We start from the raw sequence: 20388 nt of genomic DNA on the forward strand, positions 1-20388 counted from the left end.
AGATTCGTCTCTCGCTGCTGAGTGGATTAAACAAAACGGACGGAAGCGGAACCGATGCCACCAATGGACACGGTCATAAAGTCACCGGCTTTGACCGGTTCCAGCGGCACCAGCGAACCGGACAGGATCACTTCACCGGCTTTCAGGGGAATACCGAACTTGCCGAGGGTGTTGGCCAGCCAGGTCACACAGTTCACCGGTGAACCCAGGGCCGCAGCACCGGCACCGGTGCTGATGATCTGGCCGTTCTTTTCCACCACCATGCCGCAGGTGGTGAGATCGATCTTGCGTGGATCAACCGCGGTGTCGCCCAGCACAAACAGGCCGCAGGAGGCGTTGTCGGCGATGGTGTCCTGGATCTTGATCTTCCAGTTCTCGATACGGGAATCGACCACCTCAAAACACGGAATCACGAAGTCGGTGGCAGCCAGCACATCGGCGTTGGTGAGGCCTGGGCCCAGCAGGTCTTTTTTCAGCACAAAGGCGATTTCACCTTCGGCTTTTGGCTGGATCAGGTGTTCGCTGATCGGCATTTCCTGACCCTGGCTGTAGGCCATCTTGTCGGTCAGGTAACCAAAATCCGGCTGGTGTACGTTCAGCATGTTTTGTACGGCCTTGGAGGTCACACCGATTTTCTTGCCGATAATGCGTTCACCAGCGGCCAGACGACGTTCCAGCATCCGCAGGGAAATGTGGTAGGCATCATCAAGGCTGATATCGTCAAAACGCTCGGTCAGAGGCTTGATGGTGGTACGGCTGACCATGGCTTCGTAAAGCTCGTCACCGCACTGCTGGATCTGTTGCTGATTCATATATTCAAGTCCATGGTGAGTGAAATTCGTGCGATATCCTGAACGCAGGCAACAAGCCGCCCTGCGGATATTCATCGCATTATTTATGTATATTTTTCGAATATTCCGGTGCTGTGGACCGTATCGGGAATAACGATACGTTACGCCATTCCCACGGCCGTTCAACCACCGATATCAGGATGCCCTTTTCCCGAATCCGGGATCATGCCGCCAGTTTTTCCTGGCGCAGGCGCCCGATTATGAAATCAATAAATGCCCGGGTTTTGGCCGGCAGGTTATTGCGGTGCGGGTAAATCATGTTGACCTGACGGCCACCCGCATCCCACTCCGGCAACAGTGGCTGCAGCTCACCCGATGCCAGCAGATCCGTAACCAGATACTCCGGCAAACAGGCAATCCCAAAGCCCTGGCGCACCGTATCCACCGCAAACTGTACCTCATCGGTACGGAATGCCGGTTTGGGCACCACCACCGCCTGTTCATCACCCTTATGGAAACGCCATACCGGCATCCGGCGAGTGCAAATCAGCGGGTAATTGGTCAGCTGCGACGGGTGCCGCAGGATCTGCTCGGCACGCACCAGCCCCGGTTTTGCCACCAGCACCAGACCGGAGCTGAACAGTGGCCGTGATACCCAGTCGTTGAGGGTGACATCACCAATCCGGAAGGCGATATCAATACTGTTACGCACCAGATCCACATTCTCATTGGTCAGAAACAGCTCCACCGTCAGACGTGGATTCTGACGCATGAATTCAAATACCAGCGGTTTCAGATAATGGTGGCCAATACCCGGTGGCGCAGTGATTTTGATATCGCCGGATAACGACGATAACTCACTGTTAACGTCGTCCATCCGCATACCCAATTCATGTACCACCGGCCCCACACTCTGATACAGACGTTGCCCCGCTTCGGTCAGACCAAAACGCTTGGCCGTACGGTGAATCAGCTTGTAACCCAGCTCTTCTTCAAAGGTCTGGATACGGCGGCTGAGGGTGGATATCGGAATATTCAGGAAACGCGAGGCTGCCTTGATGCTTTCCTTTTCCACCACAATGACGAAGTAATACAGGTCCTGGAAATTATTCATCTGCGTCTCCTCGCGTGCGGCTCAGGCCACGCCTGCGGTTTCGTTGTACACACGGGCGGCCGGCGCCGGTTTGGCTTCAACCTTGCGAGCAACAAACACGCGGCGGGTCGGGAACAGGTCGACACCCAGGAAACGATCCAGCAGACCGGTGATTCCCTGACGGGCGTACAGGGTCATCATGATGGCCAGAGCACCGAGGCCAATCAGATACCAGGTGCCGTAATCCGAGAAGTAATGGCTCACCAGCCAGAACACCAGAGTGCCAATCACCGGGCCTTCGATGCGACCGATACCGCCAATCATGACGATGAAAATACCAAAGGCCGTCCAGTTAACGCTGAAGGCGGCATCCGGGCTGATACGCAGGTTGCTGACGAAATACAGACCACCGGCAATCGCACAGCCAAAGGCCGACACCAGATACACCGCCAGTTTCATCCGGGCAACGTTGATGCCCTGGCTTTCCGCCGCGACTTCGCTGTCACGAATCGCCTGCAGGGCCAGGCCCTGTTTGGAACGCAGGAACAGGTACACCAGCACAATGGTGGCCACCACCGCCACCAGCGCTACCCAGTAGGTAACGTTTTCACGCAGGGCGCGGCTGACACCCCGGAAGGCGGTCAGACTGGTGCCGGAACCCCCCCCCACTATGCTGATGTTGGCCACGGTGAGGCGCACCACTTCGGCCATCACCCAGGTGCCAATGGCGAAATATCCCCCTTGCAGGCGAAACGCCAGTTTCGACATCGGCAAGGCAATCAGGGTCGACAACACCGCCCCCAGCACAATCGCCACAAACGGGTTAACCCCACCGAGGTTGGCCAGTGCCAGCATGAAATAACCGCCCAGACCAAACCAGGCCTGCTGACCCACGGAGACCATACCGCCGTAACCGGCCATCAGGTTCCACATCATGGCGAACACAAAGAAGCAGGAGACCATCACGAACTCGTGCATCCAGTAGGCTTCGCCCCAGAATGGCAGGCTGGCTGCCAGAATTACCAATCCAACGGCCACCACAGCGGCCACAATATTGCGCGTCATAATTCAGTCCTGTGGGTGGTTTCAGCCTTTGGTTTTCGGGAACAGTCCGCTTGGGCGGAATGCCAGGATCAGGATAAACACCAGGTGTCCAAACCAGATGCCCCAGCCCGGATCGAAGTGGAAACCTACCTGTTGCGCGACTCCGAGGGTCATAGCGCCGAGGAAGGTGCCCCAGAACGAGCCCATGCCACCGATAATTACCGACTCAAAGGCAAACAGCAGCAGGTTCGGGCCGTCGGTAGGGGATACCGTGGTGCGCATGCTCTGGAACAGACCGGCAAGTGCTACCAGTGAGAAGGCGATCGCGGTGGCCATGGAATAGACCCGCGCGCTGTTGAGACCCATCAGCTCGGCGATGTCTTTTTCGTCGGAAACTGCCCGGAACGAACGCCCCAGTGCGGTATGGGCAAACATCCATTGCAGGCCAAAGGTACAGGCAATGGCACAGACCAGAATGATCAGTGGCAGAACCCCGACCACCGTGTCACCACCGAGATTCAGACCCATGGTGTTGAGGCCGCCGGTATCCAGCGCCCGCGGGTTGGCCGAGAAAATTTCCTGCAGCAGGTTCTGGGCAATAATCGACAGGCCGAAGGTAATCACCAGCGACGGCAGCGGGTCCTTGCCAATGGTGCGGTTCAGCACGAAGTACTGGAACGCGTAACCACTCACCAGTGCACACGGCACCAGCAACAGGATCAGCAGGAACGGGTTGATATTCACCGCGGCGGCAATCGCAATTCCCATAAATCCGGAAATCACAATCTGGTCGCCGTGGGCAATGTTGGTCAGGCGCATCACGCCAAACATCAGGGACAGGCCCAGCGCAAACAGGCTGTAGAGGCCGCCCAGCAAAATACCGTGGATAACTGTTTCAATCATAATCAGATCCCGAAGTAGGCCTCACTGATCTGGTCACGGGAAAGCTCGCTGCTTTTGCCTTCCAGTGCCACCCGTCCTTCCTGGAAACAATACAGACGCTGGGAACAGCGCTGCGCCAGGTTTACGTCCTGCTCCACCACCACCACGGTCATACCGTCGGCGGTAATGGATGGCAGGGAGTCGTAGATGTCCTTGATCACCACCGGTGCCAGACCGAGGGAAATCTCGTCACACAGCAGGATGTCGGGGTTACTCATCAGCGCCCGACCAATCGCCACCTGCTGTTGCTGGCCACCGGACAACGAGGTGGAAGGCTGGTTGCGTTTTTCCTTGAGGATCGGGAACAGCTTGTAGATTTCCTGCAGGTTCCATTTGCCTTTGCGTTTGGCAAAACCGCCCATCAGCAGGTTTTCTTCCACCGACATACTCGGGAACAGACGACGACCTTCCGGCACCATGGCGATGCCTTTGCGCACAATTTCACCGGCGGCGTTGCCACCAATGGCTTCGCCACGCAGACGGATACTGTTGGTATCTACCTTCACCAGTCCGGTCAGGGACTTCATAAAGGTGCTTTTACCGGCACCGTTGGCCCCCAGAATGCCAATGGTTTCGCCTTCACCCAGGCGGAAATTCACGTCAAACAACACCTGGGCATCGCCGTAAAAGGCGTTGAGGTTGCTGACTTCAACCAGTGCTGTACTCATGCATCCACCCCCATATACACACGACGGACTTCCGGGTTGTTCATCACGTCGTCCGGGGTGCCTTCGGCCAGTTTTTTACCGAAGTCGATCACCAGCAGACGGTCGGCAATCGACATCAGCGCGTGAACCACGTGTTCGATCCACAACATGGTGGTGCCACGGGCCTTGATGCGTTTCAGTTCGTCCACCAGCTCGCGAGCTTCGTGTTCGGTCAGGCCACCGGCGATTTCATCCAGCAGCAACAGCCGTGGCCGGGTTGCCAGCGCACGCGCCAGCTCCAGACGTTTGCGGTTGAGGAGAGTCATGCTGCCCGCCGCCTTGTTGGCGAACGGTTTGAGGTCGGTGGTTTCCAGAACTTCCTCGGCGATTTCCCAGGCTTCCTTTTCCGAAACCTGACCACCAAAACAGGCGGCGGTGACCAGATTTTCGAACACCGACATGTTGCCGAACGGGTGTGGTACCTGATAACTGCGGCCAATTCCGGTGCGGCAGCGTTGATGCGGACGCAGGGCGGTGATGTTGGCACCATCGAAGTAGACACAACCGGAGTCCAGCGCAACGTCACCGGAAATCAGGTTAAACAGCGTGGTTTTGCCAGCCCCGTTAGGGCCGAGAATGCCGAGGGTTTCACCATCGTTAACGGTGAATGACATATCCTGGGTTACCTGCAAGGCGCCGTAGCGTTTGCAGGCGTTTTCAACCTTGAGCAGCATGATCTCTCCTTCGTCTATCAGAACGGATAAACGGCTTTCAGCCAGAGCGCCTGGCCTTCGGCACGGTTACGGACACTGGATTCACTCTGGTATTTCAGAGTGGCAAACCAGCCCTTGCCGCTGTCGTAACGAACGGATGGACCAATCGCCAGCGCCTTGCCGCGGTTGTTTTCCACCTTGTCGCCATCCTGGGTGTCGTCGGTGATCTGGTTGTAAACGTAACCGCCTACCCCCAGTACCAGACCATTACCCATACCCCAGCCCAGCGCGTAGTCGAAAATCAGTTCCTGACCATCCTTGTAGGAGGTGGCGCTGTTTTCGAGGTTGTAGGTCCACATGCTTTTGAGGTCGGCGTTAAGGCCGTTCGGGTTGATCAGGCTGACGCCATACACCGGCTGGATCGCCCAGTGGTTACGGCCGATATTGGCGGTATCACCCTTGTCGTAAGCACCGGTCGGCGCGATCACATCCAGCGCTGCCAGCGTGTGCAGGCTCTGGCTGTGGTGCCAGCCAAACGCCACACCAAAGGTCATATCACCAAGGCCCTGTTTGGACTGCTCAACCACACCCGGCACCACAGTAACGTCGAGGTCGACCAGCGGCATGATGGCGTGAAGCGCCACCGAGGCATCCCCCACAGGCTGGTCCAGCACCCAGATAAAACGCGGCACGATGGCGTTGGCCGTCACTTCAAAAGTATCCGGAGTAACGGTTTTGCCGTCGTTATCCACCACCTTGTCGGTGGTGTAGTGCTGGGCATACAGAATGCCGTATTGGCCCGGTGGTGGTACGGCGCAGCAGGTGAAGTTTTCCACACCCACTGGGTAACTGGAGTTTCCGCCTTCAGTGGCCTGGCTGTGCTGGGTCAGACCCAGTACACCAAGAACAGCAAGGGCCAACCCGGTTTTGGTCTTCATAGGATTTATCCTTCTTTTTGTTTTTATAGTCGGGGGTACAACAATGCTCTGTGTCTTCAGGAGCCCCGCAGGGCTCAGGAATACTTGATCGGCAACAGCTCCGCCTGCAGCGGAATCATCGGCGCCTGGCTGTTCTCGACAATCACCAGGTCGAGTTTGTCGCCCTTGCGCTGCCACTGGCCGGTCACCAGCGGTGTCTTGCCAATGTTCGGAACCGGGCCGTTGGCGAAATTCACCGGACCCACCACGGTATTCAGGTTGGTGGCCTTGATGGCATCCCGAATGGCTTCCGGGTCCTTGCTGCCGGCACGCTGCAGAACGTCCAGCGCCACTTCGAACAGGGAATGTTTCAGACCCAGCGGCATGCTCCAGGCACGGGAAGTCGCAGCGCTGTAGGCAGCCGCCAGCTCAGCCGCAGACTGCTGGCTGATGCTGGAATTGAACGGGTGCGCCGGGCTCCACCACATCTCAACAGTCAGGCCTTCGGCACGAGGGCCAAACGCAGCAACCGCTTGCGGGAATTCAGTGGCTTTGGCGACGGTCACAATCTTCGGCTGGAAGCCTTGCTGGCCAGCCTGGTTCCAGAAGTTGGCGAAGTCAGGCGGAGTGATTACACCGGTCACAATCTCGACTTCCTGCTTGCGGAATTCGGAGATAAACGAGGAGAAGTCGTTCACCGGGGTCTGGAAACGACCACGGTCAATAAAGCTGAAACCGGATTTGTTGAGCGCTGACGGGAAACCCAGCTCGGTATTGCCCCAGGCGTTGCCGTCTTCGTCGTTTGGCCACAGGGTGCCAATGCTCTTGTTGGTTGGCAGCTTTTGCCACAGGTTCGTGTAGGAGCCGATCACATCTTCCAGACCCCAGAAGAAGTGGTAGGTCCAGTCGAAGCCCACTTTCGGATCACCCTTGCGGCCAAAGAAATGCGCCTGCCATGGGGTATCGTTGGTAATACAAGGCACACCATTGGCTTCACACTGGTCAGCCACCGGGTTGGTGGTAGCCGGAGTAGCGGAAGCAATCACCAGATCCACGCCATCACGCAGGATCAGCTCGGACGTTACCTTGCCAGCCTGGTTCGGGTTGGACTGGCTGTCTTTGTAGATAATCTCGACCGCGTACTTCTGGCCACCGGACATAATGCCGTTGGCGGTCAGCTTGCGAACCTGTTCCATGATGAACATATCCGGTTCGGCAAAAGCGGCCAGTGGGCCGGTTTGTGGGCTAACGAATCCAATCTTAAAGGTATTGTCCCGTCCAGCGCGTACCCACGGGGAGGCGCTGGCGGCCATCACTGCGGATGATGCCAACAAGGTATTCTTGAGAAACTTGCGACGCGAATTGTCCATCATTTCGGAATCACCATTTGTTCTTATTTTTGGAATTCAGGGGGATATAAGCCCCCCGTTCCCCCTCATGTTTGACCAGGAGAGTGACGCCCGTCTAATATGGAATTTGTCTGCTTTCATACCTTTGAGGTATACAAATGGAACTTCGTCAGTTGCGTTACTTCGAGGCGGTAGCGCGTGCCCTGAACTTCAGCAAGGCCGCTGAAGAACTGCACATTGCCCAGCCGCCGTTATCGCGCCAGATCCAGAATCTGGAAGAAGAGCTGGGGGTGGAACTGATTGATCGCAGCACCCGGCCGCTAACCCTCACCAATGCTGGCCAGTTCTTTTACGACCAGTCGGTGCAGATCCTCGCGCGGGTTCAGGAAGTGAAACGGGTCACCCACCGTATTGGTTCAGAAAAGAAACGCTGGATGGGCATCGGTTTTGTGGCATCGGTGTTTTACAGCCATATTCCCAAGGCCATTCATACCTTCACCAATGACAATCCGAGCATTGATATTTCGTTGTCCGAGCTGACCTCGGCACAGCAGGTGGAAGCCCTGAAAAGCGGCCGTATCGATGTGGGGTTTGGCCGGGTGGCCATTTCTGATGAAGCCATTCGCAACATTGTGCTGGCCGAAGAACCGTTAATTGCGGCGATGTCGTCCGGCAGCCATCTGATCGCCCAGAGCGATGTCAGCCTCAAACAACTGGCGACCGAAAAACTGGTGGTGTATCCATCGTCACCACGTCCGAGTTTTGCCGACCAGATTCTGCGCCAGTTCAAGATCCGGGGCCTGGAAATCCGCGAAGTACACGAAACCAACAGCCTGCAAACCGCCCTGGGTCTGGTCGCCGCCGGTATGGGCGTGACGATTGTGCCGCACTCCATCAGCCAGATGCAGCGCCCGGGTATTGCCTATCTGGATATTCGGGACGAAGGCCTGACCTCACCGCTGATTATGTCGGTGCGCCAGAACGACAACTCGGCACACCTGCTGCGGTTTCTCGAATGTATCAGTGTCAGTGGTGCCCAGAACGCCCAGACACCCGCGGCGAGCAGCGCCGACAGCCTGTAGAACGGGCGTCAGATTTCTTTGCAGATATCGGTGATAAATTGCAGGAACACCCGGGTCTTGGTCGACGCCAGATGTTTGTTGGGATAAATCGCTGATACCGTGGCGATATCCGGATTCATCTCCAGCTGTGGCAACACCCGCACCAATTCACCGCTGGCTAACGCCCGTCGGCAATACTGGTCGGGCACCATACCAATGCCACAACCACGAATGATGGAATCCCGCACCACGGTTGGTTCGTTGATACGCATGGCGGTGTTGGGGATTTGCAAGAACGTCGATTCGCCATCCAGCAGCGCCGGAATCTTGCCGGAATAACGCTTTTCACACATACGAATGTGGCTGGCCAGTTCTTCGAGGTTGTTTCCGGGCTGGTGTTTTTCCAGATAGGCCGGTGACGCCACCAGCACCAGACGGCTGCGGTACAACTTGCGGATCACCAGCTCGGAATCGGCCGGAGTCCCCACCACCACCGCCACGTCGATGTTGTCGCGGATAATGTCGGGAGTATGGCTGGAGATCACCACTTCGAGATCAATACGGGGAAACTCGGCCATAAAACGCGGCAGATGCGGCGCCACAATTTCACGGGCAAACGCCATCGGCAGCGAGACAACCAGACGCCCCATCGGCGTTGAGGTGAAGTCGGACATGGCGGTAGCGGCACGATCAGCCTCTTGTACCACTTGCAGACAATGACGGTAAAACAGCTCACCGGCTTCGGTGATCCGGAAGTTGCGGGAGTTGCGCTCCGACAGGCGCACACCGAGGGATTCCTCGAGACGACCCAGCGCCTTGCTGACCGCCGACTTCGACATTTCCAGCCGTTCTGCTGCTGCCGAGATACCACCGCATTCAACAATTGCGACGTAAATCGGTACGTCATCCAGATTCCACACACGCGCCTCCGTTACTGCCCGCCGCCCGTTACAGAGGTTTTATGGTAACACAGCAATGGGCCATACCACCGCCATTGGCGGGATATGGCCGCAATGGATGCTGGCAACCGTTCAGGCGTTAGAACGTGGCAATACCCGCATCGGGCGCAGGCGCGCCTGCAGCGGAATGGTCGGTTCAAGGCTGTTTTCAACAATCAGCAGTTCGAGGTTGCGATAGCGATATTCCCACTGGCCACACACCAGCGGAGTCTTGCTGACGTTAGGCACTGGCCCGGTCGAGAAGTCCACCGCCCCAACCACTGACTGGTAGCGGGTTTTGGCAATCGCGTCACGAATGCTGTCGAGCTGGCCCGGCCCTTGCGAACGCCGCAGGGCATCGATGGCCACTTCAAACAGGGCATGTTTAAAGCCCAGCGGCATGGTCCAGTTACGGCCAGTGGTGTCCATATATTCCCGCGCCAGATCCGCCGAACGCTGGCCAGTGAGGCCGGAGATAAACGGATGTGCCGGTGACCACCAGACTTCAACACTGAGGCCATTGGCCCCGGCCCGGAACGGCAACAGCGCCGCCGGAAATTCTGAGGCCTTGCCCACCGTCACAATACGCGGATCAAGCTTTTGCTCACGCGCCAGTTTCCAGAAACGCTGGAAATCCGGTGGCGGCACAACCCCGGTAATAATGTCCACTTCCTGACGTTTGAACAGATCAACCATACCGGCAAAATCGGCATCAGAGCGGAAACGGCCTGGGTCCACGATCTGGAAACCGGCCTTTTGCAGCACCGGCGGAAAACCCAGTTTGCCATCGGCCCAGACGTTGCCATCGGCGTCATCCGGCCACAACACGCCGATACGACGGTTGGAATCGATCTGCTGCCAGAGATTACTCCAGGACTGCACCACGTCTTCGATGCCCCAGCAGAAGTGATAGGTCCAACGGAAGCCTTTGGCCGGATCACCACCACGTCCAAAGAAGTGACCTTGCCATGGAGTATCGTTGGTCAGGCAGGGCACACCCAGATGTTCACACTCATCCGCCACCGGATTGGTGGTGGCCGGGGTTGCCGAGGCCAGCACCAGATCAACCTGATCGTTCACAATCAGCTCACGAGCAGCTTCGGCGGCGCGCTGTGGATTGGACTCACTGTCCTTGTAGAAAATCTCGACCGGATACAGGTTACCGTCGATGCGAATACCGGTACCGATACTGCGTTTGACCTGCTCCATCACGAACTGGTCGGGCTCGGAAAACATGGCCAACGGGCCACTCTGGGGGCTGACAAAACCGATCCGGAAAGTGCTGCGGCTGGCGGCTCGCACGCTAGGCATCCACAAACCGCCCAGGGCCAGGGCGGCAGCAGACTGGATCAGTTGCCGGCGAACAGGATTGGCTGCTTCTTTTTTTATTGTCATATGTCCGTACTCCTCGGCATAAAACACCCGCGCGGTAAAAACCTGCTGAGCGGGCGGACTGTCGATATACCGTGGATATAAACGAGGTGATAGCGCGGATCAGGACAGCGGTTTTTTATGACACTCAAAACCGCCTGCAAGGGGCGTCAGCACTGATGTTTCCGCAAACGGGAACTTGGATTCCAGCACGCGAAAATGGAGGAGAATATAAGCCTTGATACCCGCCAGGATATAGACCGATACCTTTTAAATATGCAGCGATATAGATATTCGCAAATACAAATATCCAGCATAAAAAAAGGGGGCATCCCTCACCCTGAAAAGATGCCCCCTGTAAAGGAGAAGTCGAATTGAATTATCAGCCGATCATATGGACCAGCGTCAGCGAGATAGCCGGGAACAAAATCATCAGGGCCACACGCAGGAAGTCAGACAGCAGGAACGGTACAACACCCTTGAAGCACTGAGTCAGGCTCAGGTCCTTGTCGAAGGACTGGATGATAAACACGTTCATACCCACCGGCGGAGTGATCAGACCAACCTCAACCACCACCAGCGCAATCACACCAAACCAGATACCCAGGTCGTCCGGAGACATACCGAAATCCATGGACACAATCACCGGGAAATAAATCGGGATGGTCAGCAGGATCATCGCCAGACTGTCCATAAAACAGCCCAGAATCAGGTAACTGATCAGCATCACGATCAGCACAACATACGGAGACAGACCAGCATCCAGTACCATCTGTGCGCCCGTGTTCGGCAGCTGGGTCATGGCAATAAACACACTGAACAGGTCAGCACCCAGTACGATGAAGAAAATCATCGCCGAGGTCATGGCTGTCTTGATCAGGGCATCCTTGAACTCACTGATCTTCAGTTTGCCGTGAGTAAACGCCAGCACTGCGGTCAGGAACACACCCACAGCTGCCGCTTCGTTCGGAGTAAAAATACCGCCGTAAATACCACCCAGAACAATCAGGAAAATGGTGGTGATGTGCCAGACATCCCTGGTGGATTTGAATTTTTCTTTCCAGCTGGTCTTGTCGCCAGCAGGGCCTGCTTTCGGGAACAGACGAACATAAATAGCAATGGCCAGCATATAACCCAGTGCTGCCATGATTCCCGGTACAAACGCGGCCAGGAACATCTTGGCGATGTTCTGCTCGGTCAGAACGGCCAGAATAATCAGAACCATGGATGGCGGGATCAGAATACCCAGAGTACCACCCGCAGCCAGAGCACCTGCTGCCAGACCACCGTCGTATTTGTGTGACTTCATTTCCGGCAGGGCAACCTTGCCCATGGTGGAAGCGGTGGCCAGAGACGAACCACAAATCGCACCAAATGCCGCACAACCTGCTACCGCTGCCATTGCCAGGCCACCACGCAACTCACCAATCCAGGTGTTACAGGTACGGAACAGTTCACGGGTAATACCGGCACGAGTGGCCAGCTCACCCATCAGGATAAACAGCGGAACTACCGCCAGGTCATCCGACGAAAACTTGGATACCGGTACTGAACCCATGTAGTTCAGAACCGAAGCAGGGCCCGCCAGAATGCCATAACCAACAGCACCACACGCCATCATCGACAGCGCAATCGGCACACGCAAACTCATCAGGACCAGCAGAGCGACAATCATCACCAGTGCCAGTTCGGTATTACTCATCATTGGCTCCGGTTACAAACGACAGAATATTTTCGATGGCACTGATCGCCACCACCACACTCGAAAACACACCTACGGCGTACACAATCCACAGTGGCAGTTCGAGAATCATGCTTTGTTCCATGTAGTTGTGGGCATCAACACCGCCGTCAAACAGACGCCAGGCCATTACGACAGAAGCCACCAGGAACAGAATGTCACCCAGCATATCCAGCCCGCCCCGTACCCGTGGTGCCAGGTGGTTGGTAAATACGTCAACAATCACATGACCTTTCTGACGGTGACATTCCGGCAGAAACAGGAACACGGAAATCCCCAGACCTGCTTCAACCAGTTCATAGTCACCAGGGATTGCCATATGGAACAAGGCACGTCCGGTAATACTGACCACCGACATGGTGGCCAGTGCCAGCATGATCAGGCCGCCCGTCAGAGCCATCTGACGGGACAACCATGCTGAACCACGACGCGCCTGCATCAGCCAGGACGGCTGATTCAGGGCTGCGTTACTCATTTTTCGCTAACTACCTTGGCGTACTTGGCGATCAGGGCATTGGCCTTGTCGTACAGGGCCTGACCATCAACACCTTCAGCTTTCATATCGGCAATCCAGGAATCGGTTACCGGCTGTACAGTCGCCTTCCACTTGGCAGTTTCTTCCGGTGTCAGGGTGTAGAAGCTGTTGCCTTCTTTCACCGCAACATCACGGCCATCGGCTTCGGCCGCTTCGAACACTTCACCAATGTGACGAGCCAGCTCAACACCGGAGTTGTCGTCGATTACTTTCTTCAGATCAGCAGGCAGGCTGTCGTAGGCTTTCTTGTTCATGCTGAACAGGAAGAACTGGGTGTAGAAGCCACGATCACCCTTGATTTCGGTGTTGAATGGCGCCAGCTGGTGCACTTTCATGGACTTGCCCACCTCAAATGGCAGAACGGCCACGTCCAGAACACCCTTGGACAGAGCGCTTGGCATTTGTGGAGCAGGCATAAACACCGGAGTACCACCCAGCAGAGTCAGGGCTTCAGCCATGGCTTTGTTAGGAGCACGAGTTTTCAGATCTTTCAGGTCGTCAGCAGACTTGATCTCGGCTTTGCGAGCGTGCAGGGAACCTGGGGAGTGAGTGTGAATTGCCAGCAGGTGAACTTCGCTCAGTTCATCCTTCATTTCTTCCTGGGCGTATTCCTGAATCGCCATACTGGTGGCATCAGCGGATACCGGCATGAATGGCAGTTCGAATACACCGGCTTTCGGGAAGCGGCCAGGGGTATAACCACCGACGGTCCAGGTGATGTCGGCAACACCGGTACGCGCCTGGTCAAACAGTTGTGGTGGGTTACCACCCAGCTGCATGGCTGGGAAAATGTCGATTTTGATACGACCGTTAGAATCCTTCATTACCTTCTGGGCCCAAGGCTCCAGGAAGTCATGGTGTACCGCCGACATCGGAGGCAGGAAGTGGTGCATCTTGAAAGTAAATTCCGGCTCTGCCGCCTGAGCGTTCAGAGACGTCATTCCGGCAACACCAAGCCAGAGTGCGGCCAGCATATGTTTGATTCGCATATCGATCACCCTTGTTATTGTTCTGAATTTGCCTTCGGGCCATTTTCCCCTCGGAAACGGGCACCATCAGGACGCTGCTTACAACATGAATTACCCCCGCCAGGCCGGGTGCCAAAACGGGGGGACGTGCTGTTTCTTACTTCTGGGCTGCGACGGAGTACTTCATGCTCACATTACGGGTCTTCTGGAATTCCTCGACAGACTGACCACGCATGCTGGCGTAGATATCGATGTTGCCTACGCCAATCACCGCACCCATTTTCTCCAGCAGAAAGAAAATCACGCCGTAACGGATCAGATCGATCCAGCGACGCTCGCGAATCATCGCGCGCTCTTCTTCTGCCAGGCCAAACTCTTCAAACAAGGCTTCCTGATCATTCACGAAACGCTCACGGTGAGCCGGTTCGATCAGACGGTGCAGGAAGTCATTGATCCGCCAGGCACGCTGACTGACGGAAAAATCAAAAGGATAGGTGCCTTCCAGCTTTTCTGCGCCGGCCAGTTCATGACCACTTTGGGCGTTCCAGGCCGCAACGTCTTCGGCTGACGGCTGGTCACCCAGATCTTCCAGCACCAGCGTGGCAATGTTGGTCATGGATGGCAGGTAAGTCTGACGGTGAACACATTTCACGTCGGCAGACAGGGCACCACGCATGATCAGCCACATAATGACTTCAGCGCCTTCCATACCACCTTCGGTGGCGTATTCAGCCAGACGCATTTCGGTCAGGGCTTCCGGATTGTTTTCCAGCAGATCAAGGAAGCGGTTGTCCCACTCGGTGTTGTTGAAACCACAACGCTCACCATGAACCTGGTGAGACAGACCACCGGTTGCCACAACGGCCACGTTCAGATCTTCCGGATAACTCTGGATCGCCTTGCGCAGGGAACGCCCCAGATCATAACAACGGCGGGCATTCGGAATCGGGAACTGCAGAACACCTACCTGCAATGGCACGATCGAGCCTTTCCAGCCGTTTTCATCCATCGCAATCATGGACAGCGGCGAGAAACAGCCGTGGTCCAGACCCTTGTTCTGGAAGAAAGACATATCAAACGAGTCGGCCATCAGGGCGCGACCAATGTGCTGCGACAGACCCAGGTGACCAGGGATTGGCGGGTACGGACGCGCACCGCCGCCTTCATCAGCCGGCTTGTAGGAACTGTCTACGCCCAGCGCAAACGCTGAGTAATGATCAAAAAAGAAGGAAGTAACGTGGTCGTTATAAATCATGAATACCACGTCGGCTTTTTTCTCGATCAGCCAATCGCGAACGGCAGCAAAACCTTCAAAAATAGGAGCCCAGTTCGGGTCCGATGCCTTGTTTGCATCCTTGCCGAATGCAATGGTCGGAGAGTGGGAGGCGCCAATACCGCCGATGATTCTAGCCATGACAGATTCCTCGATCCGGCTGCCATGTCGCGCAACCGGAAACGGGGCGATATGTGAGGGCAGCTCATTTGTCGTTATTTTCGAACTGTCGGCATACTAATCAACTCAAACCAGACCAAACAACCGGCGAACAGAAACCCATCGTTTCCCAAAAAAAACGATACAAAGCACCAGACGCAACCGCTCCAAAACACTGCAATCCGCCTAGGGACCCTCTGAATAACTCGGTGCCCGCTCTGGCTTATCGGGATGGTGATGAATCACGAAGCCGGTTTGATGGCATAGCGGGCTACGTCAAAAACCGGCGACACCGAGTCATCACCATCCCGAAAGCCCCGAAGGGCGCGGGCTGCAGCGCATTTGAGCGGTGTTGACGAACTTGAAAAGGACTCGTCATTTCGCTGCGTTCGTCGCCTTGCTCACACGCGCTGCAGCGCTCGCGCAGAGCTGTGCAGAGTTATTCAGAGTGTCCCTATTATCTGGTCTGAATGGCTTATCCTGTCATAACGTTCAATTCAGACGTCATGTCAGAATCCTGACCATTCATGCTTACCTGAGGCTGCTTAAGGCAACAATGGCCGCATGATACACCCCTTCCCGTCCGATTTTTTTCATATGACATTTCAGGCCAGCAACACAGAGTTACGATTTCGCCAACAACGCGAAATTCCAATAACCTGGCAACAATAATGAATGGTGATATCGGGCAATATGACTTGCATCAAGCTCGGTATTCATATAACAAAACCGATATACATCAGAAATCGTCCGTTATCCCTCGATACGGTATTCCCCCGCTTCCAGCATTCCCTCAAATATTGATAACAGACGTTGGGGGGTAATAAGACAGCCCTCGTGCCCGCGGGATGGCATGATTTCCAGCACAACGCCAGCAGGCAGGCTCGGCAAGACCTGATACAGGAAATATTCCATCGAAATGCTGTCAGGACGGCCGTCATGCCACTCATCAAGGGCAGCATCCAGTGCGTAACGCCGATAAGCCCACAAGGGAATGCAGCGGTCGCCGTGCAACTCATGACTCCACCACTGATGGCCAGCCTTCAGCCCCCAGACTTCTTCGGTTTCAAATGCTCGCAGCAGGAAATAATCCAGCCGCTCACGGCTGGTCATGGTGGGCACGGCTGCGTATTCGGATTCGTAGGGTTCAAAACGCATGATGGGCCTCCCGGCACTGTGAGATCAGAAGGTTTTGCAATTGCCGTGCACAGCCAAAGCCACCTGATCGGCATAAAAAAACCGCCGTTTTTGGCAGGAAAACGACGGTTCTTCTCAGGCCTCGTGCGGTTTTGTCGGCTTCGCAACAAAACCGGTTTACATCACCTGGCTTACATTACGCGGTTCATGCGCAGGTATTTGAAGCTTTCCTGCGGGCCGGTTTCATCGGCATACAGGGTCACACCCGACTTCAGGCAGATGCTGAGTTTGCTGTGACGCGCTTCGGTGTCTTTGGGCAGCAGGTGCTCGATACCGGCTTTTTCTTCCAGCAGTTCGGCTTCGGTGAATTTCAGACGCTCACGCTGGAATTCGTTGAGATCAAAGCCCTGCACAATCTGGTAACGACCATAGTTGCAGCGCACCGGGAAGGAGTAATAAATCCCCTTGGCGATGCCGTAGCTACCGTCGGACGCAATGCCCATGCTGACGATCTGGCCCGGGCCGGTGCCCAGCGCCCAGTCGCGCATATGGTCAACAATGGCCTGAGCCGCTGACGGCGCGCTGGAAACACCACGTTTTTCGAGAATCGCACCACCGCGTTTCTGGATCGCCGGAATATAGGTTTCGGTGTACCAGGCCATCGGAATCGCAGGCATCGCCGGGTTGCCATACAGCGTGGCCTGATGCAGATCCGGGAACTGGGTGGTGCTGTGGTTACCCCAGATCACCACACCGTCGATGTCTTTCGGGTTAACACCGGTGTGGTTGGCCAGAATGCCAATCGCACGGTTCTGGTCGAGACGGGTCAGGGTCGTGAACTGTGACGGGCTCAGGTCCGGCGCGTTACGGGCTGCCACCAGCGCGTTGGTATTGGCCGGGTTGCCGACAATCAGGGCTTTCACGTCGCGGTTGGCATAGTCATTCAGCGCCTTGCCCTGACGAGCAAAAATCGCTGCGTTCTGTTGCAGCAGATCCTTGCGTTCCATACCCGGACGACGCGGCGTGGCGCCAATCAGCAGTGCATAGTGAACGTTGTTAAAACCCTCTTCGACGTTGTCGTGCAGGGTAATGGTGTGCAGTAACGGGAACGCACAGTCTTCCAGCTCCATCGCCAGACCCAACAGGGCGTCCATGGCCTGTGGAATTTCAATCAGTTGCAGGATAACCGGTTGATCCTTGCCGAACATTTCCCCGGCGGCCACCTTGAATACCAGGTGGCTGGCGATGCTACCGGCGGCTCCGGTTACGGCAATACGGATGGGTCTGCGCATATCTGTCTCCTTGAGGGCAGTATTAGACTTCTGTATTACGCTAGGGACCCTCTGAATAACTCAGTGCCCGCTCTGGCTTATCGGGATGGTGATGAATCACGAAGCCGGTTTGATGGCATAGCGGGCTACGTCAAAAACCGGCGACACAGAGTCATCACCATCCCGAAAGCCCCGAAGGGCGCGGGCTGCATCGCATTTGAGCGGTGTTGACGAACTTGAAAAGGACTCGTCATTTCGCTGCGTTCGTCGCCTTGCTCACATGCGCTGCAGCACTCGCGCAGAGCTGTGCAGAGTTATTCAGAGTGTCCCTAGCATGCTGAATCCTGCGTATGACAGGGGTATTTCCGGCCAATCAGTATGGGTTTGGCAGATGTGTAACAGAAAAACTTCCGATTGGTGAAATGCCTTCCGCAATGTTACACCCACGGTTACAAAAGCGGCCGCCAGCAACACAACTGCCGCTCACTGTACATGCCCAGCCTGATCAATTGACGAGCAGAGCCATCAAAATGCCATCGAACATTCCGGAGAGAAAGGCTCATATCCGGAATGTTGCGAAACCGGATGAGAGGGATTGCAGACAGTCATGGCATCTGATTCAAGAGTTATGGGCTTTATAACCGGAAATATTTCATAATACTTTGGTATACAGATGGAACGCGTTTAACAGGTGTCAGACAAAGGACCCGACCGTCCAGAACCTGGACGCGTACCAGCGAGCCCACCAGGAGACCAATCCCCCATGTTCAGACGCACCAAAATTGTGGCCACACTTGGCCCAGCCACCAACACTGATGACAAGATCGAACAACTGATCCTGGCCGGTGCCGACGTATTCCGCCTCAACTTTTCTCACGGTGAAGCCAACGATCATCGCGAACGTGCTGCCATGATTCGCCGTGCCGCGGCCAAGACTGGCCGCTTTGTTGCCATCCTCGGTGACCTGCAAGGCCCGAAAATCCGTATCGCCCGTTTTGCCGACAAGAAAGTGTTGCTGCAGGTAGGCCAGGCGTTTGCACTGGATGCCACTCTGGGCAACGAAGCCGGTGACCAGGACCAGGTCGGTATCGACTACAAGGCGCTGATTGAAGACGCCCGTGTTGGTGACATCCTGCTGCTCGACGACGGCCGTGTGGAACTGGAAGTAACCGCCACTCACCCACACAAGCTGGATACCAAAGTGCGTATCGGTGGCTGGCTCTCCAACAACAAGGGCATCAACCGTCTGGGTGGTGGTCTGTCGGCCAAGGCGCTGACCGACAAGGACAAGGAAGACATCAAACTGGCTTCCGAAATCGGCGTGGATTACCTGGCCGTTTCGTTCCCGCGTGACGCTGCAGATATGGAAGAAGCCCGCAGCCTGCTGAACGCCGCAGGCGGATATGCACACCTGGTGTCCAAGATCGAACGTGCCGAGTGTGTGGCCGACGACGAGATTCTGGATGGCATTATCCGCGCATCCGACGCCGTCATGGTGGCTCGTGGTGACCTCGCGGTTGAAATCGGTGATGCCGAGCTGGTTGGCGTGCAGAAGAAAATCATTGCCCGCTCCCGTCAGCTCAACAAGCCGGTGATCACCGCGACCCAGATGATGGAGTCCATGATTGCCAGCCCGATGCCAACCCGCGCCGAAGTATCCGACGTGGCCAACGCCGTTCTGGACTACACCGATGCAGTAATGCTGTCAGCCGAAACCGCTGCTGGTGATTACCCGGTTGAAGCCGTTGCCGCGATGGCGCGAGTGATCATGGGCGCCGAGCGTCACCCGCTGTCCAAGCGTTCCCGTCACCGTCTGTATCAGGATTTCTTCGAAATTGAAGAAACCATCGCCATGTCAGCCATGTATGCCGCCAACCACCTGCAAGGCGTCAAAGCGATTATCTCCCTGACTGAATCCGGTGCAACGCCACGTCTGATGTCGCGTCTGCGTTCCCCCCTGCCGATCTACGCTTTCGCCCGTCTGCCTGAGACCCAGAACCGCGTAGCCCTGTACCGTGGTGTTGAAACCATCCCGTTCCACGCCGACCAGCTGGAACCGGATGCGATCAACCCGACTGCCGTACAGATCCTGATCGACAAAGGCGTGCTGCAAGCCGGTGATCTGGTGGTGATCACCCGAGGTGACTACCTGAACGCCCAGGGCGGCACCAACAGCATGAAAATCATGCGCGCCTGATCCAAACCCGGCAGTACCTCCCGGTGCTGCCTCACAGAGCCTCCGGCGAGAGGCTCTGCCTCTCCCGTACACGGTTTGCTTCAGACTATTCACATGTTCTGAAATACCCGTTTAGTGAAGATTTCCAGCTACCGACTTATCGCTGCAATCGGCATTTTTGCCTGATTTTCCTGTCGTGAATGTCGACTATTGCCACTCTCTACGCCATTTTCAGGAAGTGCATTGGCACGGTTACAAACCC

At 55.9% G+C, this 20388-nt stretch carries 18 protein-coding genes; 2 read left to right on the top strand and 16 right to left on the bottom strand.

Annotation, left to right across the window (positions count from 1 at the left end):
* Positions 1 to 26: 26 nt before the first annotated feature.
* From dmpE to OUO13_RS14135, 8 genes are all read right to left on the bottom strand, one after another.
* Positions 27 to 812: a 2-oxopent-4-enoate hydratase gene (gene dmpE / locus OUO13_RS14100; protein WP_283174540.1), complete on the bottom strand. Its 786-nt coding sequence runs from the start codon at positions 810 to 812 to the stop codon at positions 27 to 29.
* 202 nt (positions 813 to 1014) lie between these two features.
* Positions 1015 to 1905 (bottom strand): LysR family transcriptional regulator, encoded by an 891-nt coding sequence (locus OUO13_RS14105; RefSeq protein ID WP_283174541.1) that lies wholly within the window; start codon positions 1903 to 1905, stop codon positions 1015 to 1017.
* A 21-nt stretch (positions 1906 to 1926) separates the two neighbouring features.
* Complete coding sequence (locus OUO13_RS14110; protein WP_283174542.1) at positions 1927 to 2949, bottom strand: branched-chain amino acid ABC transporter permease; 1023 nt, start codon at positions 2947 to 2949, stop codon at positions 1927 to 1929.
* A gap of 21 nt (positions 2950 to 2970) precedes the next feature.
* Positions 2971 to 3831 carry a branched-chain amino acid ABC transporter permease gene (locus OUO13_RS14115; RefSeq protein WP_283174543.1) on the bottom strand — a complete coding sequence of 287 codons (861 nt, stop codon included), beginning with the start codon at positions 3829 to 3831 and terminating at the stop codon, positions 2971 to 2973.
* A 2-nt stretch (positions 3832 to 3833) separates the two neighbouring features.
* The gene (locus OUO13_RS14120) at positions 3834 to 4538 is read right to left on the bottom strand and encodes an ABC transporter ATP-binding protein (protein WP_283174544.1); all 705 of its coding nucleotides are present in this window, start codon (positions 4536 to 4538) and stop codon (positions 3834 to 3836) included.
* Positions 4535 to 5251, bottom strand: coding sequence for an ABC transporter ATP-binding protein (locus OUO13_RS14125; protein WP_283174545.1), 717 nt, complete (start codon positions 5249 to 5251; stop codon positions 4535 to 4537). Before OUO13_RS14125 ends, OUO13_RS14120 begins: the two co-directional genes overlap by 4 nt.
* A 17-nt stretch (positions 5252 to 5268) precedes the next feature.
* Complete coding sequence (locus OUO13_RS14130) at positions 5269 to 6168, bottom strand: SphA family protein (RefSeq protein WP_283174546.1); 900 nt, start codon at positions 6166 to 6168, stop codon at positions 5269 to 5271.
* Between the two features lie 74 nt (positions 6169 to 6242).
* Complete coding sequence (locus OUO13_RS14135; RefSeq protein WP_283174547.1) at positions 6243 to 7520, bottom strand: ABC transporter substrate-binding protein; 1278 nt, start codon at positions 7518 to 7520, stop codon at positions 6243 to 6245.
* A gap of 134 nt (positions 7521 to 7654) precedes the next feature.
* Here OUO13_RS14135 and OUO13_RS14140 point away from each other — a divergent pair, with 134 nt between their 5' ends.
* A complete protein-coding gene (locus OUO13_RS14140; protein WP_283174548.1) occupies positions 7655 to 8578 on the top strand; it encodes a LysR family transcriptional regulator in 924 nt (307 codons plus the stop codon).
* Between the two features lie 8 nt (positions 8579 to 8586).
* Here the strand turns inward: OUO13_RS14140 and OUO13_RS14145 are convergent, their stop codons facing one another.
* From OUO13_RS14145 to OUO13_RS14180, 8 genes are all read right to left on the bottom strand, one after another.
* Complete coding sequence (locus tag OUO13_RS14145; protein WP_283174549.1) at positions 8587 to 9477, bottom strand: LysR family transcriptional regulator; 891 nt, start codon at positions 9475 to 9477, stop codon at positions 8587 to 8589.
* Positions 9478 to 9588: 111 nt separating this feature from the next.
* Entirely contained in the window at positions 9589 to 10890 is a 1302-nt protein-coding gene (locus OUO13_RS14150) for an ABC transporter substrate-binding protein (RefSeq protein WP_283174550.1), read from the bottom strand.
* Between the two features lie 358 nt (positions 10891 to 11248).
* Positions 11249 to 12568 (bottom strand): TRAP transporter large permease, encoded by a 1320-nt coding sequence (locus OUO13_RS14155; protein WP_283174551.1) that lies wholly within the window; start codon positions 12566 to 12568, stop codon positions 11249 to 11251.
* On the bottom strand, positions 12561 to 13082 hold the full coding sequence (locus OUO13_RS14160; RefSeq protein WP_283174552.1) for a TRAP transporter small permease: 522 nt from the start codon (positions 13080 to 13082) through the stop codon (positions 12561 to 12563). Before OUO13_RS14160 ends, OUO13_RS14155 begins: the two co-directional genes overlap by 8 nt.
* On the bottom strand, positions 13079 to 14131 hold the full coding sequence (locus OUO13_RS14165; protein WP_283174553.1) for a TRAP transporter substrate-binding protein: 1053 nt from the start codon (positions 14129 to 14131) through the stop codon (positions 13079 to 13081). Before OUO13_RS14165 ends, OUO13_RS14160 begins: the two co-directional genes overlap by 4 nt.
* A 136-nt stretch (positions 14132 to 14267) precedes the next feature.
* Positions 14268 to 15524, bottom strand: a complete 1257-nt coding sequence (locus OUO13_RS14170) for a gallate dioxygenase (RefSeq protein WP_283174554.1) — start codon at positions 15522 to 15524, stop codon at positions 14268 to 14270.
* Positions 15525 to 16295: 771 nt separating this feature from the next.
* Entirely contained in the window at positions 16296 to 16700 is a 405-nt protein-coding gene (locus OUO13_RS14175; protein WP_283174555.1) for a DUF2750 domain-containing protein, read from the bottom strand.
* Positions 16701 to 16870: 170 nt separating this feature from the next.
* Positions 16871 to 17971 carry a malate dehydrogenase gene (locus tag OUO13_RS14180; RefSeq protein ID WP_283174556.1) on the bottom strand — a complete coding sequence of 367 codons (1101 nt, stop codon included), beginning with the start codon at positions 17969 to 17971 and terminating at the stop codon, positions 16871 to 16873.
* 742 nt (positions 17972 to 18713) lie between these two features.
* Here OUO13_RS14180 and pyk point away from each other — a divergent pair.
* Complete coding sequence (gene pyk / locus OUO13_RS14185; protein WP_283174557.1) at positions 18714 to 20147, top strand: pyruvate kinase; 1434 nt, start codon at positions 18714 to 18716, stop codon at positions 20145 to 20147.
* Positions 20148 to 20388: the final 241 nt, after the last annotated feature.

Source organism: Parathalassolituus penaei (genome assembly GCF_026626885.1).
GTDB lineage: Bacteria > Pseudomonadota > Gammaproteobacteria > Pseudomonadales > Oceanobacteraceae > Oceanobacter > Oceanobacter penaei.

Bases quoted from the DNA above. Each gene is read 5' to 3' on its own strand.
- OUO13_RS14150 (WP_283174550.1), bottom strand. From the start codon at position 10,890: ATGACAATAAAAAAAGAAGCAGCCAATCCTGTTCGCCGGCAACTGATC.
- OUO13_RS14165 (WP_283174553.1), bottom strand. From the start codon at position 14,131: ATGCGAATCAAACATATGCTGGCCGCACTCTGGCTTGGTGTTGCCGGA.
- OUO13_RS14105 (WP_283174541.1), bottom strand. From the start codon at position 1,905: ATGAATAATTTCCAGGACCTGTATTACTTCGTCATTGTGGTGGAAAAG.
- dmpE (WP_283174540.1), bottom strand. From the start codon at position 812: ATGAATCAGCAACAGATCCAGCAGTGCGGTGACGAGCTTTACGAAGCC.
- OUO13_RS14110 (WP_283174542.1), bottom strand. From the start codon at position 2,949: ATGACGCGCAATATTGTGGCCGCTGTGGTGGCCGTTGGATTGGTAATT.
- OUO13_RS14120 (WP_283174544.1), bottom strand. From the start codon at position 4,538: ATGAGTACAGCACTGGTTGAAGTCAGCAACCTCAACGCCTTTTACGGC.
- OUO13_RS14135 (WP_283174547.1), bottom strand. From the start codon at position 7,520: ATGATGGACAATTCGCGTCGCAAGTTTCTCAAGAATACCTTGTTGGCA.
- OUO13_RS14130 (WP_283174546.1), bottom strand. From the start codon at position 6,168: ATGAAGACCAAAACCGGGTTGGCCCTTGCTGTTCTTGGTGTACTGGGT.
- OUO13_RS14155 (WP_283174551.1), bottom strand. From the start codon at position 12,568: ATGAGTAATACCGAACTGGCACTGGTGATGATTGTCGCTCTGCTGGTC.
- pyk (WP_283174557.1), top strand. From the start codon at position 18,714: ATGTTCAGACGCACCAAAATTGTGGCCACACTTGGCCCAGCCACCAAC.
- OUO13_RS14125 (WP_283174545.1), bottom strand. From the start codon at position 5,251: ATGCTGCTCAAGGTTGAAAACGCCTGCAAACGCTACGGCGCCTTGCAG.
- OUO13_RS14175 (WP_283174555.1), bottom strand. From the start codon at position 16,700: ATGCGTTTTGAACCCTACGAATCCGAATACGCAGCCGTGCCCACCATG.
- OUO13_RS14180 (WP_283174556.1), bottom strand. From the start codon at position 17,971: ATGCGCAGACCCATCCGTATTGCCGTAACCGGAGCCGCCGGTAGCATC.
- OUO13_RS14170 (WP_283174554.1), bottom strand. From the start codon at position 15,524: ATGGCTAGAATCATCGGCGGTATTGGCGCCTCCCACTCTCCGACCATT.
- OUO13_RS14115 (WP_283174543.1), bottom strand. From the start codon at position 3,831: ATGATTGAAACAGTTATCCACGGTATTTTGCTGGGCGGCCTCTACAGC.
- OUO13_RS14160 (WP_283174552.1), bottom strand. From the start codon at position 13,082: ATGAGTAACGCAGCCCTGAATCAGCCGTCCTGGCTGATGCAGGCGCGT.
- OUO13_RS14140 (WP_283174548.1), top strand. From the start codon at position 7,655: ATGGAACTTCGTCAGTTGCGTTACTTCGAGGCGGTAGCGCGTGCCCTG.